Below are 14497 nucleotides of genomic sequence, written 5' to 3'. Positions count from 1 at the left end.
GGCGTCCTGGTCGTGCCGGCGGCCGCTGAGCGTTCACGATCGCAACCGGTTCTCCCGAACGTCCACGGAGATCAGCGAGGCGATGTGATCGTCCGGCGGTGCGGATTCGGATGCAGGTGGCGGGTGCGGTCCTCGCCGTGCTCGCGGTGGCGGCGGCGGTGCTCGCCGTCACGACCACGCGGGCGCCGCGGGCGGGGCTGATCACGGTCGACGGGCACTACTTCGCCCGCGCGGACGGCGAGCCGTTCTACTGGCTCGCGGACACCGCCTGGGACCTCGTGACGGACCTCAGCACCGAGGAGGCCGAGCAGTACCTCGCCACCCGCGCCGAGCAGGGCTTCACCGTCGTCCGGGCCGGGCTGATCATGCCGGGCGCCGCCCGTGACCGCTACGGCGACGCCGCCTATGCCGGCCACCTGGGCGCGCTCGCCACCACCGCGGGGGCGGACCCGGACGACCCGGCGCAGTACGACTTCTGGGACCACGTGGACGCGATCGTCGGGGCCGCCCAGCAGCGCGGGATCTCCCTCGCGCTCGCCCCGGTCTGGGCGGACGGCCAGGCCGGCAGCCTGGTCACGCAGGACAACGCCCGCGCGTACGGCACGTTCCTCGGGCAGCGCTACGGCGCGTCGCCGGTGTCCTGGCTCCTCGGCGGGGACGCGACGGCCGAGTCGGACGGCATCTGGCGCGAGCTCGCGGGCGGCCTGCGATCGGGCGGCAGCGAGGGCCTGATCGGCCACCTGCCCCGCGCCGGCGGCAGCACCCCCGCGCACGGTCCGTACGACTTCCGGACCGTCGCGGACGACGGGTGCGCCGCCGGGAGCGGTGAGGACCAGCTCGCCGCCGGTCGGTCGGCGCGGACATCCGACGGCGAGGCGATGCCGGTTCTCCGCGCCGGGTCGCCTGTCGGGGGCGCCGAAGCCTGCCCGACCGCGGGCTCGAACGGAACCGGCACGGGTAGCCGGACCCGCGCCGGCGACACCGGCAGCGCCCTCGACGTCCGGCGCCGGGCCTGGCAGGACGCCCTCGCCGGCGCCGCCGGCACCACCTACGCCGGCGCCGCCACGGACCCGGCTCAGCTGGGCCACCTCCGCGCGCTGATGGAGTCGCGCCCCTACCGAACCCTGGAGCCCGCGGACGAGGCCCTGGCCGGCACCGGGGGTTCGGGCACGAACCGCATCTCCGGCTCGCTGGCGTCCGACGGGTCGTTCCTCGTCGCGTACACCCCGGCGGGCCAGGACGTGACGGTCGACCTGGACATGCTCACCGGCGAGGAGGTCCGCCCCGCCTGGTTCGACCCGCGCTCCGGGGACGTCCTGCCCGTCGAACCGCTGCCCAGCGCCGGCACGGCCCGGTTCGAGGCGCCCACCGGCACCGGCGACGAGCAGGACTGGGTCCTCGTCCTCGACGACCTGGACGCGGGCTACGGCGACCCCGGCCAGGACGTCTGGGAGGGCCCGGACAGCCCCCGCCCGGTCGACGACGAGCCCACGACCGCCGCCGAGCCGACCCGCCCGGAGATATCACCCACATCGAAGCCGGTCACCGCGGGTGACGTCCTCGACGACGCCTCCGCCGCGGTCTCCCGGGTTCCGACGCCGGCACCCACCCCTGACCGGACGCCGGAACCCACGAAGCCGGCCGAACCGGCGAAGCCCGCCGGACCCCCGACGCCGAACCACTCGCGGCCCGCCCGGCCGGCGGCACCCGCGCCGGGGTCCTGGGACACCCTCGCCACCTGCGAATCGAGCGGGAACTGGGCGATCAACACCGGCAACGGCTACTACGGCGGGCTGCAGTTCGACTCGGGGACCTGGTCGGACTTCGGCGGCACCGAGTTCGCGGCGCGGGCGGACCAGGCGACCAAGGAGGAGCAGATCGCGGTCGCCACCCGGGTGCGGGACGCCCGAGGGGGTTACGGCTCATGGCCCGCCTGCGCGAAGAAGCTGGGCCTGCCACGGTGACGATCGCGGAGGTTCCCTATCCTGGGCAGTCATGACCCCGTCCGACCCTGACCCGATCCGGATCGGGAACCGCTACCGCCTCGACGAACGCATCGGGGCGGGGGCGATGGGTGCCGTCTGGCGGGGCACCGACGAGCTGCTGAACCGGTCCGTCGCGGTGAAGGAACTGCTGGCAGCGGCCGCGAACGGGATCGCCGGCAACGGTGCGGACGCGATCGAGGAGTCCCGCCAGCGCATCCTGCGCGAGGGCCGCATCGGAGCCCGCCTCCAGCACGCCCACGTGATCAGCATGTTCGACGTCGTCGTCCACGACGAACGGCCCTGGCTGATCATGGAGTACCTGCCGTCGAGCTCGCTCGCGGCCGTGCTCACGGAGAAGGGACCGATGGACCCCGCGGACGCGGCGGCGATCGGCCAGCAGGTCGCGGACGGGCTCGCCGCCGCGCACGCCGCGGGGGTGGTGCACCGGGACATCAAACCCGGCAACGTGCTGATCGCCGAGGACGGCCGCGCGAAGATCACGGACTTCGGCGTCTCCCGCGCGGTCGACGACGTGCAGCTCACCCGCACCGGCATGATCGCGGGCACCCCGGCGTTCCTCGCGCCGGAGGTCGCCCGCGGCCAGGAGCCCACACCGGCCTCAGACGTGTTCGCCCTCGGGGCGACGCTCTACGCCGCGGTGGAGGGCGAGCCGCCCTTCGGCCTCGACGACAACCCCTACGCGCTGCTGCACAAGGTCGCGACCGGCGCGGTCCGCCCGCCGCAGTCCGCGGGCCCGCTGACGGCGCTGCTCATGCGCCTGCTGAGCAACCAGCCCGAGGACCGGCCCACCGCCTCGCAGACGCGCGACGCCCTGGTGGCCATCGCCGCGGGGCGCTCGGCCGCCGGCGTCGCGCCGCCCGCCCGGACCTCCCCGGCCACCGTCGTCGCCCCGGCCGTGGCGGTGGATGAGGAGCCCGCCGATCCGGGCCCGCGCACCCTCACCGAGGTCCCGCGCCCGCTCGTCATCCCGCCCGGCGGAGGCGGCGGGAGCGGCAACGGCCCCGCTGCGGCCGGGAAGCCGAGGCGCCGCAGGCTCGTCCCGATCCTGATCGCGGTCGTCGTGCTCCTGGCGGTCGGTGGGGGCATCGTGATCGGGGTGGCCCGCGCGAACGGCACGCCGTCGGACGGTGTCGCGGCCCCCGCCACGTCCGCGCCGGCGGCCCCGGTGACCACGACCACGGCGGCGTCCACCACGACGACCACGCCTCCCACCACGACCACGACCACGACCACGACACCGCCCACGACGACGAGCGACAGCGCGACCGCCCCGGCGAACTCCAGGGACGCGGTCGCGTTCGTGCAGAACTACTACAGCCTGCTGCCGGGCAACCCGGACGCCGCGTTCGCCCTGCTCAGCTCGTCGGCGCAGGCTCAGTCCGGCGGCATCTCCAGCTACCGGGGCTTCTACGCCGGGATGAACTCGGTCGGGGTGGAGAACGCGCGCTCGATGGGCGACGGCCGGGTGGGCGCGACGATCCGCTTCGAGCGCAAGGACGGCACCACCACCCGCGAGGCGTACACGTTCGTCGTGTCCACCGCGGACAACGGGGACCAGATCCTGCAGTCCTTCGGCCGCGCCTGAGGCGCCTCCACCGCGTTAACGGTCAGGCGGTCCGGGAGTCCGCCTCCTGCAGGTTCCCCCCGACCCACCGCACGACCTCGCCCACGAACTCCGCGCGGTTCGCGACCCCGTGGGTCTCGTGGCCCTCGTCGTCGAACAGCAGGAACTTCGGGGCCGCGCCCTTCTCCCGCAGGACCTCGACGATCCGCTCCGCCTCGCCGAGCGGCACGTTGGTGTCGTAGCGGCCGTGGACGACCATCAGCGGCGCGGTGATCCGGTCCGCGCTGTGGATCGGCGAGAGCGCGCGCAGCAGCTCCCGGTCCGTCTCCGGGTCCCCGTACTTCGTGGTCGCCGCGGCGGCGATCCACGGCTCGGTGTCCGTGTAGAACGTCTCGAGGTCCGACATCCCGCACACGTCCACCCCGACCCGGAACAGGTCCGGGAACCAGGCGAGCGCGACGAGGGTCAGGTAGCCGCCGTAGGACCGGCCCGAGACCCCGACCCGGTTCGCATCCGCGAGCCCGGAGTCGGTGAGGAACGTGACCGCGGCGCGGACGTCGGTGATCGCCGTGAACCGCCGGTCCAGATCGTCCGCCTGGGAGAACGCGCGGCCGAAGCCGCCGGAGCCGCGCACGTTCGGCGCGAACACCTGGATCCCCTCGGCGACCAGCGCCTGGAACAGCGGCTGGAAGATCGGCCGCTCCTGCGCCTCGGGACCGCCGTGCAGCCACAGCAGCGTCGGTAGCCTTCCCGGCGGCTGGGCACCGAAGGCGGTCCGCGGGCGGAACAGCCAGCCCGAGAGCCTCAGGCCGTCCTCGCCGGTGAACTCGTGCAGCGTGGGCGTGACGAACTGCTCCAGCGCGTCGAGGGTGACGTCGTCCGGCCCGGCCGGCAGCAGGGCCGTGGCCTGTGAGAACGGGACGTCCGGGTCCAGCCCGATGCGCGCGATGTTCCGCGGCACGGCCGGTCCCTCGCTCGCGACGAGCAGCGCGTGCCCCTCCCGGGAGAACGCCACGTTGGTGATGACGTCCCCGGGCGGCTCCGGCAACGGCCCGGTGAGCCCGGTCCGCAGGTCCACGAGCTCCATCTCGCTGCGCCCGTCGACGTTCCAGACGAGCGCGGCGCGGGCGCCCGCCGGGTCCAGGGCGACGACGTCGAGGTCGTCGTCCGCGCGGGCGGCGATCTCCCAGGACAGGGACACCTCGTCGCCCTCCCCGAGGGAGACGGCGAGCAGCGCCGGACGCTCGCGTCCGGCGTCGGTGTGCAGGTAGAGCGTGCCGCCGGTGACGCCGAAGCGGCCGTCCGCGACGGTCGCTTCGCCGCCGGCGAGCAGGTCCGTCCGGCGCCCGGTCCAGAGGTCGATGAGCTCGAGGCTCCGCGCGCCGCGGCGGCCGGTGCGCACCACGGCCCGGCGCCCGTCACCGCTGACCGCGCAGACCCGGACGGCGGGCCCGCAGGCCAGCACCGTCGACGAGCCGTCCCGCAGGTCCACCAGGCAGGCCGAGCCGTTGCCGTCGCCGCTCCCGGCGAAGATCGTGACGCCGAGCTGGCGCCCGGTGGGGGACCAGGCGCCGAGGGTCACCGCGCAGGCCCCGGGCGCGATCTCGCGGCGCTCGACCCCGTCCGGGCTCAGGAGCAGCACCCGGGTCCGCTCCCCACCACCGGGAGCGACCTCGCAGGCCAGCAGCGTGCCGTCCGGGGACCAGCTGACCGCCTTGACGTCGCAGGGCGCGTCCGGGTCCACCTCGGTGTCCAGGGCCTGCAACGGCTGCTCGACGGGCAGGTCGGAGCCGGTGGGCGGCAGCTCGGCGACGTAGGCGCGGGGCCGGCCGTCGCGATCGGAGATCCAGGCGATCAGGGTGCCGTCCGGGGAGGGCACGGGATCGGTGTAGGCCGGGCTGAAGAGGTGCTCGGCCGAGGGACCGATCTCGCCTGCGAGCTGCGCGCGGCGGCGGTCGGTGAAGGCCATGAAGGCCATGGCATCCACGTCGAGACCGTCGTGCATCCCTAGATCCCCCTCTCCTGTAACCACATCTCCAGCAGTGCCACCTGCCACAGCGCGTTCGAGCCCAGATTGGTGCGTTGGGTGTTCGGATCCGCGAGCATACGGTCCAGCCATTCGCTCCGGACCAGGCCTCGTGCCTTCGCGACCGGGTCGGTCACGGCGTCCCGCACCCGTTCGAGGAACGGACCCTCGAGGTGCCGGATGGCCGGAACGGGGAAGTACCCCTTCGGCCGGTCGATCACACCGTCCGGGACGACCCCGCGGGCCGCCTCCTTCAGCACGCCCTTCCCGCCGTGCGCCAGCTTGAACTCGGGTGGGCACGCGGCGGCGAGCTCCACGAGCTCATGGTCCAGGAAAGGAACGCGCGCTTCCAGTCCCCAGGCCATGGTCATGTTGTCGACCCGCTTGACCGGATCGTCGACGAGCATGACGGTGCTGTCCAGCCTCAGGGCGGCGTCGAGGGTTTCGTCCGCCCCCTCCGCCGCGAAGTGCTCGGCGATGAAGGCGCGCGACGGATCGTGGTCGAGCAGCCATTCCTTCTCCAGGATATCGGCCATGTCGGAGTGCGGGCGGTCGGTGAACACGCCCGCGTAGGTCTCGACGGCCTTGCTCCGCGGGGTGCGCGCGAGCGGCGGATACCAGTCGTACCCGGCGAACACCTCGTCCGCGCCCTGCCCGCTCTGCACCACCGTCACGGACTTCGCGACCTGCTCGGAGAGCAGGTAGAAGGCCACGCAGTCGTGGCTGACCATGGGCTCGGCCATCGCGGAGATCGTGTCGTCGACGGCGGGCAGCATCCGCGCGGGGTCCACCAGGATCTGCTCGTGGTCCGTCGAGAACTCCTTGGCGACCAGGTCCGAGTACTCGAACTCGTCGCCCTTCTCGCCGCCGGCCGCGTGGAACCCGACCGAGAACGTCTTGAGCGCGGTCTGCCCCTCCTCCGCGAGCAGCGCCACGATCAGCGAGGAGTCCAGCCCGCCCGAGAGCAGGACGCCGACCGGGACGTCGGCGACCATGCGGCGGCGGACGGCGAGGCGCAGCGCGTCGAGGGTCCGTTCCTTCCACTCCTCGGCCCCCATCCCGGCGAACTCGCTGCGCCGGGAGTGCACGGGCGTCCAGTAGACGTGGTCGCTCGACGTCCCGTCGGCGTTGATCGTGCGGACGGTCGCGGGCGGCAGCTTGCGGATCCCGGACAGGATCGTCCGCGGCGCGGGGACGACGGAGTGGAACGTCATGTAGTGGTGCAGCGCGACCGGGTCGATCGACGTGTCGACCTCGCCCCCGGCGAGCAGCGCGGGCAGCGACGACGCGAAGCGCAGCCGTCCCGGCCCCTCGGCCAGGTAGAGCGGCTTGATCCCGAGCCGGTCGCGGCCCAGCACGAGCGTGCCGGTGTCCCGCTCGGCGAGGGCGAACGCGAACATCCCGAGGAAGTGCTCGACGCAGGCGGCACCCCAGTGCGCGTAGGCCTTGAGGACGGTCTCGGTGTCGGAGTCCGAGAAGAACCGGTAGCCCGCGGCCTCCAGCTCCGACCGCAGCTCCTTGTAGTTGTAGATGCAGCCGTTGAAGACGACGGCCAGGCCGAGTGCCGGGTCCACCATCGGCTGGGAGCCGCGCTCGGACAGGTCGATGATCTTCAGCCGGCGATGGCCCAGCGCGATCGGCCCGGCCGAGTGGACGCCGGTGCCGTCCGGTCCGCGCCGGTGCATGGCGTCGGTGATCCGGGCCACCGCTCCGGGGTCGGCGCTCCGGCCGTCGAACCGGATCTCGCCCGCGATCCCGCACATCTCAGGTCTCCCTCGGGTAGTGGTGTCGTCCCGCGCCGGTGCGCTCAGCGCAGGATCCAGGTGTCCTTCGCGCCGCCGCCGCGGGACGAGTTCACGATGAGACTCCCCGCCGGCGCAACCCGGCTCAAGGCGGCGGGCACTACGTCGAGGTAGGGGTGTCCCCCGCATTGGCTCTGGAACACGAAGGCCCGCAGGTCGACGGCCCGCGGCTCCAGCCTGCCGTCGGCGAACGTCGGATGTGTGGAGAGCGCCACCATGTCCTGCGCGACCCACCTCGCGGGCTCCTCGCGGATGGCCTTCTCCACCTCGGTCAGCTCGCTGCGCTGCGCGTGCGGACCGATGACGATGCCGGTGCCGCCGTAGCCGTCGACGGGCTTGAGCACCAGCTCGTCGAGCCGGTCCAGGACCTCCTCGCGGCGCTCCGGGTCCACGCACGGATAGGTCGCCACGCTGCCGAGGCGCACCGGCTCGTCGAGGTAGTAGGTGATCATGTCCGGGACGTAGGCGTAGACGAGCTTGTCGTCCGCGACGCCGTTGCCCAGCGCGTTGAGCAGCGCGACCTTCCCGCGGGAGACCGCGGACGCCAGCGCCCGGCCGATCGGCCGCAGGTCCGCGCCCTTCGACGACATGAGCTCGGCCTCGTCGATCCGCCGGTAGAGCGCGGAGAGCCGGATCCGGGCGCCGATGTCGACGAGGTACACGCCGTCCTCGGTGACCTGCAGGTCCCGCGGCGTGACGACCGGGACGCCCATCTGCTCGGCCAGCAGCTGGTGCTCGAAGAACGCCGAGTCCGACGGCCCGGCGCTCAGCAGCGCGACCTCGTCCGATCCCGCCCGGCCCTTCTCCGTGGCGCTGAGCAGGGCCGCCCGCAGCCGGCCCGGCACGTCCTCCAGCGGGACGACACCGGCGGGCGGCTCGAGGTCCGGCATGACGCTGCGGATCAGCCGCCGGCTCATGATCGAGTAACCGATGCCGGACGGGACCCGCAGGTTGTCCTCCAGCACGAGCCAGTTCTCCGCGGCGTCGCGCACCAGGTCGATGCCGCCGACGGCGATCCGGACGACGTCCTCCGGGACGATCTCACCCTCGCGGTTGTGGCCGGGCGCGTTGTCCACGACCGACGCCGGGATCAGCCCGTCGGCGATGATCCGGCGTTGCCCGTAGACGTCGCGGACGAACAGCTCCAGGGCCCGGACCCGCTGCGTGAGCCCCTCGGTGAGCCCGGCCCAGTCCTCGGCGGTGACGATCCGCGGCAGCAGGTCCAGCGGGAACAGGCGTTCCTCCTGGCCGGGCTCGGCCACCCCGAAGGTGACGCCGCGCGCGCGTTGCTCCGTACGCAGCGCGGACTCCGCGGCAGCCATGCCGCGCGGCCCCATCCGCTCCAGCGTGCGGAACATCCAGCCGTAGTGCGGCAGGACCCGGCCGTCGGGCGTCACCGCCTCGTCGTACCCGCCGGGCCGGTAGTCGCCGAGCAGCGCGGAGGCGCGCGGGACCTCCTGCGGCGGGTCCTTGCGGACCGTGCGGCCCTGCGTGCGGGCCAGTAGCGCGTCGACGACGTCCGCCATCTCCCCGCGCCGGCCGAACATCCGGCGCTGCCGGGCGGCGCCGCTGCCCCGGCTCAGGGTCGCCCGGGAGAAGCTCGACGATCTGCTCCCGGTCCCCGAGCTCCTCGAGCTGCGGGCGCAGCCTGTCCACGAGCTGGCCGAGCAGCAGCGGCGGGCTGACGAGCGTGGGCCCGGTGAGGTCGACGAGGTCGCCCTCCAGCCCCGAGCGTGCCGCCCGCCAGCTCGCCGCGCGCAGCAGTTCGTGCCGCTGGGTGGGCAGCGGCAGCCCCTTGTCGGTGTCCTCGCGGGCCTGCGCGACGAGGGCGCGGAACAGGCCCGCGATCAGCACCACGTCGTCGACCTCGGGGCAGGCGTCGCAGACGCGCAGCTCGACGGTCGGCAGGTGGGCGCTCGGCCGGATGTCGAAGTAGACCATCCCCGGGTCGCTGATCGTCCCGGACGCGATCAGCTCGGCGACCATCGTGTCGTAGTCCGCCGCCGTCTCCACGTCGCCGGGGGGCCCCGCGGTGGGCCAGCGGGACCAGATCATGTTGCGGTAGCTCGCGTAGCCGGAGTCGTGGCCGCGCCAGTAGGGCGAGCTCGCCGAGATGGCCAGCAGCGTGGGCAGGTACGGCGCGACCCGGCGGACGACCTGCACGGCGAGGTCGCGGTCCGGCACGTCGACGTGCACCTGGGCGCCGCAGATGTGCTGCTCGCGGACCAGGAGCTGGTACTCGTGCTGCATCTTCTCGTAGCGGGCCCCGGCGGAGATGTCGTCGCCGGTGAGGTCGACGAGCGGGACGGTCCCCGCCGCGACGACGCCGAGCCCGTGCGGTTCGGCGACGCTCTCCAGACGCGTGCGCAGACGCCGCAGGTGGGCCCCGAGCTCGTCGAGCTCGTAGCAGGGCGGGGTGTTCGTCTCGACCAGCGAGCGCAGCAGCTCCGGGGCGAACTCGTCGCCACCGAGCTCGGGGAGCAGCAGGTCCGCGCGAGGCGCCGCGCGGCGGGTCTCGAGGTTCACGACGTGGAACTCCTCTTCCACCCCGAGGAGCGATCTCTCTCCGGAACCCATGTCCATGACGCTAGGTGCCCGTTGTTACAGCGAGGTAGCCGCCGCGCAGGTGGCGGGTACCCCGATCCTCACCCGTATGCGGCGTCGAAGAACGCCAGCTCCAGGCCGACGGCCTCCCCAAAGAACGCGAAAACCCGTTGCGCGGCAACGGTATCGAGGCGCTCGGTGACCCGGTCGAACTCGGTTCGGAGGAACGCGACCCACGCCTCGAAATCGGGACCGCGGTGCAGGTCGATCCATTCCCGGGTAATCGGGTCCGAAGGTGCAACGAAGTTGGGCCGAGTGGCCCAGTCGAGGTACAGCCACTCCGCGACGAGCAGCACGGCGAGGCACGAGGCGTAGTCCGCGGTGTGCCGCGCGCCGTCCATCAACGCGACGAACCCGCGGGTCGGGTCGGCGAGCTCGGGCGCGGTCCGCTCCGCGGTGGAGACGCCGAGCGCGTCGAAGGAGGAGTGGAAGAAGTCGTTCTCGTCCCCGGCGACGAGGCCGACCTGCCGGGCGTGGACGACCCGGGCGTCCGGGTCGTCACACGACGCGACCGCCGCGCCCATCAGCGCCAGGAACGCGTCGCAGAACTGGAAGTCCTGGACGAGGTACCGGGTGAGCACGGTCCGCTCGAGCGAGCCGTCCCACAGCTCGTCGACGAACCGATGCCCGACCGCGGCGTCCCAGACGGCCCCGAACTGCCCCCGCAACTTCTCCGACTTCCCCACCCCACCGACCCTAGGTCGTCCGCGAGTCGCGATCTGAGGCCGGGCGAGTCGCGGGGGTCAGGGCCAGGGGACGTCGGGGTAGGGGGAGCGAGCGGCCGCCTCCTCCGGGGTGCTCCGGCCCTCGGCGACGGCGGTCGCAAGCTCGGCGACGACCCGCAGCTCGGCGTGCTGTGCCGCCGCCTCCGCCGGTGTCATCGGGTTCCCGTGGCCCGGGACGTACGTGCTCGCGCCGAGTGCCGTCACCGTGGCGACGGCGGCGGCCCACTCCCGCGGGTGGGCGTCCTCGAAGTCCGGGGAAGCGCCCTGCTCCAGGAGGTCGCCCGCGAAGACGACCCCGGCGTCCGGGACGTGGACGACGAGGTCGTGGTCGGTGTGCCCGCGGCCCGGGTGCAGCAGGGCAACCGCGCGTCCGCCGAGGTCGAGGAGGTCCGGCGCGGCGGAGGGGAGCGGCGGGTCGGGGGTGGCGGCCAGCGCGGTCGCCGTCGGCCGGTCTCCCCGGTCGCGGTAGTGCCGCACCCAGCGGTCCCGCTGGGCGCCCGCCGTCGCCGTGATCGCCGCCGCACAGCGGGCGTGGGCGTACACCGGCGCCGGGAGGAAAGCGGCCGTGCCGAAGCAGTGGTCGAAGTGCGCATGGGTGAGGACGACCGTGAGCGGCCGACCCGTGACGTCCCGGACCGCGGCGAGGAGCTCGGCGCCCTGCTCAACGTCGCCCCGGGTGTCGATCACCAGCGCCCGGTCGGCGCCGACCACCAGCCCCGTCGTCAGGTCCAGCTCCGCGTTCCGCCGGGCGAACACGCCGTCGCCGAGCTCGAGCCAGTCGCCCGGCGAACGCGACATCAGGCTGGTCCGATCATGGCTCGGACCGGTCTGGTGTCGATCTCGACGAGCGCATCGTCGTGATCCCCTGCAACGGGCCCGATCCCGGAGGCCTGCACCGCGCGGACTTTACCTGCGAGATCATCGACTCCGGGCCCGACCGCGACCAGGCTTCGGGTCATGACGAACACGATCTCCCTCGACAGCGTGATCTTCTACCTCGACGCCTGGAACAACACCGACCCCGACGCCCGCGCCGAGGCCGTGGCCGCGGTCTTCACCGAGGACGCCCGCTACGTCGACCCGCTCGCGGACGTGACGGGGCACGAGGCCATCGCCGCCTTGATCGGCGGTGTGCAGCAGCAGTTCCCCGGCTTCGTGTTCCGGCCGGTCGGTGAGCCGGTCGCGCACCACGACGTCGTCCGGTTCAGCTGGGGGCTCGGGCCGGACGGGGAGGAGCCGCCGGTCATCGGATCGGACTCGGTGGTCCGCGCCGCGGACGGCCGGGTCTGTCTCGTGCTCGGCTTCCTGGACCGTGTTCCCGGCTAGACCACGACCTACATGATCCGCCCGCGCTCGTCGACCCCGCCGTGCGGAACCCCGTCGACCCCGGCGATCTCCCGCATAAGGCAGGATCCTGCCCGTGCGCGTCTACCTCGGCAGCGACCACGCCGGCTTCGAACTCAAGTCCCGTCTCCTGGAACACCTGGGCGGGCAGGGCATCGATGTCGTCGACGTCGGCGCCCCCACCTACGACCCCGAGGACGACTACCCCGCTTGGTGCCTCGAGACCGCCCGCCGGGTGGTCGAGGACGAGAGCTCGCTGGGCGTCGTGATCGGCGGGTCCGGCAACGGCGAGCAGATCGCCGCGAACAAGGTGAAGGGCTGCCGCGCCGCCCTGGCCTGGAGCCCGGAGATCGCGAGGCTCGCCCGGCAGCACAACGACGCGCAGGTCATCGGCGTCGGCGCCCGGATGCACACGTTCGAGGAGGCCGCGGCGATCGTCGAGGCGTTCCTGACGACGCCGTTCTCCGAGGAGCCGCGGCACGCCCGTCGCATCGGTCAGCTCGCGGAGTACGAGGAGACCTGCGAGATCGTCCTGCCCACGTGACCCGGCATGCCTGAGGGACACACCCTCCACCGGCTCGCCCGGCTGCACCAGAAGCTCTTCGCGCGACGCCCGGTGGCGGTCTCCAGCCCGCAGGGCCGGTTCGCGGAGTCCGCGGCGCTGCTCGACGGGCAGGTCATGACCCGGGCCGAGGCGCACGGCAAGCACCTCTTCCACCGGTTCGGGCCCGAACTCGTCGTGCACGTGCACCTCGGGCTCTACGGCACGTTCGACGAGGGCGAGCTACCGGCACCGGAGCCGCGCGGACAGCTGCGGATGCGGCTGGCGGGGGAGACGCACTACGCGGACCTCCGCGGGCCCACCGCCTGCGAGCTGCTCGGGGTGGCCGAGGTGAAGGCCATCCGGGACCGGCTCGGGCCGGACCCGCTGCGCCGCGACGCCGATCCGGAGCAGGTCTGGAAGCGGATCTCGAGGTCCCGGGCGCCGCTCGCGACGCTGCTGATGGACCAGACCGTCGTCGCCGGCGTCGGGAACGTGTACCGGGCGGAGCTGCTGTTCCGGCACCACCTGGACCCGCAGCTGCCCGGGCGCGCGCTACCGCGCGAGACGTTCGACGTGATGTGGCCCGACCTCGTCGCGCTCATGCGCGACGGGGTGCGGCGCGGCCGGATCGACACCGTCGCGCCCGAGCACGACCCCAGGCGCCGCGGCGAACCCGGCCGAAAGGACCGGCACGGCGGCGAGGTCTACGTCTACCGCCGGGCCGGGATGCCGTGCCTGGTGTGCGGGACGCCCGTCCTCACCACGACCCACGCCGCCCGCAACCTCTTCTGGTGCCCCACCTGCCAACCCGCCCTGTGAGCGGGAAACCTCGCTAGAACGAGGTTTCCCGCGCACAACCCCGACTGAGCTGCGGAAAGGGCAGTCGGCGCACGGGGTCGGCGATCGCGGGGCGGGGGCAACGTCTTTCGGGCCGAGGCCCTCTTCCGCCCGCGCTGCCAGGTCGCGTAGGGAATCGTCCCGGAAAAGCACTGACCCGCCCGGGAAAGCGTTCTCCGGGCGGGTCGGCTGGAAGGGTCGGTTCTCACCGGCCGTGGCTCGAGTGCGTCAAGCCATTCGTACCCGGCCGGAGTGAACCGCAAACGTCAGAAGTCGAAACCCCCGCCGAAGTCCCCGCCGCCCATGTCTCCACCCATGTCGCCGCCGGCGTCCGCGCCCGCGTCGCCGCCGTCGGCCGCGAGGCCGTCCTGGTAGCCGTCCGCGTAGGCGACCCCGGACATCCCGGAGAACATCGTGCTGAACAGCAGCATCGATCCGACGCCCCACGCGCCGGTGACGAGCGCCGGCTTCCACCACGGCTCGGAGTACCAGCCCGCGGGGACCGGGCGTCCGGCGACGTTGCCGCCGGGGTAGTAGTGCGAGTTGCGGTCCGACGGGTTCGGCGAGGCGCTGTAGCCCTGCCCCTCGACCTCGACGGTGCGGTCCTCGCTGACGGCGCCCGCGCGGGCCTGGCCCGGCAGCGGCGGCAGCTCGGGGCCCGGGTCCAGGTCCATCGCGGTGCGCGCGGCCCGGACGTAGTAGAGGCCCTCGTACGCGGTCTCGGTGACGCCACGGGTCTGCGCGATCGTCTTCGCCTGCTCCATCTGGGAGCCGGCGGCGTTGTAGCGCTCGGAGGCGTCGGCGATGGCCTGCTTCGCGGGCTCGTTCGTCCCGACGAGGTTGAGCACCTGCCCGCCGAGGCGCTCGAGCCAGCGCCGGGCCTCGGACTTGGCGTCCTCGAGCTCGCGTGTCTGCGCGGCCTGGCGCGACCGCACCAGGTACACCACGCCGGCGACGATCGCGAGCAGCACCAGCACGGTGACGACGGTGCCCATCAGGTTCTCAACTCCGCTTCGTGAAACGACTGTTCTCTGCCTTCCACAAC

General features: G+C 73.3%; 12 protein-coding genes and 1 pseudogene. 5 read left to right on the top strand and 8 right to left on the bottom strand.

Features of this window, described 5'->3' with window-relative positions; translation table 11 throughout:
• Positions 1-98 precede the first annotated feature (98 nt).
• Positions 99-1964, top strand: a complete 1866-nt coding sequence (locus WBK50_RS25355; protein ID WP_341338006.1) for an apiosidase-like domain-containing protein — start codon at positions 99-101, stop codon at positions 1962-1964.
• A gap of 31 nt (positions 1965-1995) precedes the next feature.
• Complete coding sequence (locus tag WBK50_RS25350; protein WP_341338005.1) at positions 1996-3591, top strand: serine/threonine-protein kinase; 1596 nt, start codon at positions 1996-1998, stop codon at positions 3589-3591.
• 22 nt (positions 3592-3613) lie between these two features.
• On the opposite strand, the gene WBK50_RS25345 is transcribed toward WBK50_RS25350, so the two are convergent.
• The 7 genes and pseudogenes from WBK50_RS25345 to WBK50_RS25315 form a co-directional block, all read right to left on the bottom strand.
• A complete protein-coding gene (locus WBK50_RS25345; protein ID WP_341338004.1) occupies positions 3614-5575 on the bottom strand; it encodes a S9 family peptidase in 1962 nt (653 codons plus the stop codon).
• Between the two features lie 2 nt (positions 5576-5577).
• Positions 5578-7359, bottom strand: a complete 1782-nt coding sequence (locus WBK50_RS25340; protein ID WP_341338003.1) for an N-acetylglutaminylglutamine amidotransferase — start codon at positions 7357-7359, stop codon at positions 5578-5580.
• Between the two features lie 44 nt (positions 7360-7403).
• Complete coding sequence (locus tag WBK50_RS25335; protein WP_341338002.1) at positions 7404-8945, bottom strand: circularly permuted type 2 ATP-grasp protein; 1542 nt, start codon at positions 8943-8945, stop codon at positions 7404-7406.
• Between the two features lie 112 nt (positions 8946-9057).
• A pseudogene (locus WBK50_RS25330) lies at positions 9058-9975 on the bottom strand (carboxylate-amine ligase); the annotation flags it as partial.
• 68 nt (positions 9976-10043) lie between these two features.
• A complete protein-coding gene (locus WBK50_RS25325; RefSeq protein ID WP_341338001.1) occupies positions 10044-10688 on the bottom strand; it encodes a TenA family protein in 645 nt (214 codons plus the stop codon).
• Between the two features lie 57 nt (positions 10689-10745).
• Positions 10746-11525: an MBL fold metallo-hydrolase gene (locus WBK50_RS25320; RefSeq protein WP_341338000.1), complete on the bottom strand. Its 780-nt coding sequence runs from the start codon at positions 11523-11525 to the stop codon at positions 10746-10748.
• Complete coding sequence (locus tag WBK50_RS25315; protein WP_341337999.1) at positions 11525-11686, bottom strand: hypothetical protein; 162 nt, start codon at positions 11684-11686, stop codon at positions 11525-11527. The genes WBK50_RS25320 and WBK50_RS25315 overlap by 1 nt, the downstream gene beginning before the upstream one ends.
• On the opposite strand from WBK50_RS25315, the gene WBK50_RS25310 reads away from it, so the two are divergent.
• From WBK50_RS25310 to WBK50_RS25300, 3 genes are all read left to right on the top strand, one after another.
• Complete coding sequence (locus WBK50_RS25310) at positions 11685-12053, top strand: nuclear transport factor 2 family protein (protein WP_341337998.1); 369 nt, start codon at positions 11685-11687, stop codon at positions 12051-12053. The genes WBK50_RS25315 and WBK50_RS25310 overlap by 2 nt on opposite strands.
• 94 nt (positions 12054-12147) lie before the next feature.
• Positions 12148-12615 carry a ribose-5-phosphate isomerase gene (locus tag WBK50_RS25305; protein ID WP_341337997.1) on the top strand — a complete coding sequence of 156 codons (468 nt, stop codon included), beginning with the start codon at positions 12148-12150 and terminating at the stop codon, positions 12613-12615.
• Between the two features lie 6 nt (positions 12616-12621).
• Positions 12622-13434 (top strand): Fpg/Nei family DNA glycosylase, encoded by an 813-nt coding sequence (locus WBK50_RS25300; RefSeq protein ID WP_341337996.1) that lies wholly within the window; start codon positions 12622-12624, stop codon positions 13432-13434.
• A gap of 284 nt (positions 13435-13718) precedes the next feature.
• Here the strand turns inward: WBK50_RS25300 and WBK50_RS25295 are convergent, their stop codons facing one another.
• A complete protein-coding gene (locus WBK50_RS25295) occupies positions 13719-14447 on the bottom strand; it encodes a hypothetical protein (RefSeq protein WP_341337995.1) in 729 nt (242 codons plus the stop codon).
• Positions 14448-14497: the final 50 nt, after the last annotated feature.

It is taken from the genome of Pseudonocardia sp. T1-2H, from assembly GCF_038039215.1.
GTDB lineage: Bacteria > Actinomycetota > Actinomycetes > Mycobacteriales > Pseudonocardiaceae > Pseudonocardia.
This window is presented reverse-complemented; position numbering and strand designations above follow the sequence as displayed.

Coding starts and splice junctions, on each gene's coding strand:
- WBK50_RS25350 (WP_341338005.1), top strand. CDS start 1,996: ATGACCCCGTCCGACCCTGACCCGATCCGGATCGGGAACCGCTACCGC.
- WBK50_RS25345 (WP_341338004.1), bottom strand. CDS start 5,575: ATGCACGACGGTCTCGACGTGGATGCCATGGCCTTCATGGCCTTCACC.
- WBK50_RS25340 (WP_341338003.1), bottom strand. CDS start 7,359: ATGTGCGGGATCGCGGGCGAGATCCGGTTCGACGGCCGGAGCGCCGAC.
- WBK50_RS25335 (WP_341338002.1), bottom strand. CDS start 8,945: ATGTTCGGCCGGCGCGGGGAGATGGCGGACGTCGTCGACGCGCTACTG.
- WBK50_RS25320 (WP_341338000.1), bottom strand. CDS start 11,525: ATGTCGCGTTCGCCGGGCGACTGGCTCGAGCTCGGCGACGGCGTGTTC.
- WBK50_RS25310 (WP_341337998.1), top strand. CDS start 11,685: ATGACGAACACGATCTCCCTCGACAGCGTGATCTTCTACCTCGACGCC.
- WBK50_RS25315 (WP_341337999.1), bottom strand. CDS start 11,686: ATGACCCGAAGCCTGGTCGCGGTCGGGCCCGGAGTCGATGATCTCGCA.
- WBK50_RS25300 (WP_341337996.1), top strand. CDS start 12,622: ATGCCTGAGGGACACACCCTCCACCGGCTCGCCCGGCTGCACCAGAAG.
- WBK50_RS25295 (WP_341337995.1), bottom strand. CDS start 14,447: ATGGGCACCGTCGTCACCGTGCTGGTGCTGCTCGCGATCGTCGCCGGC.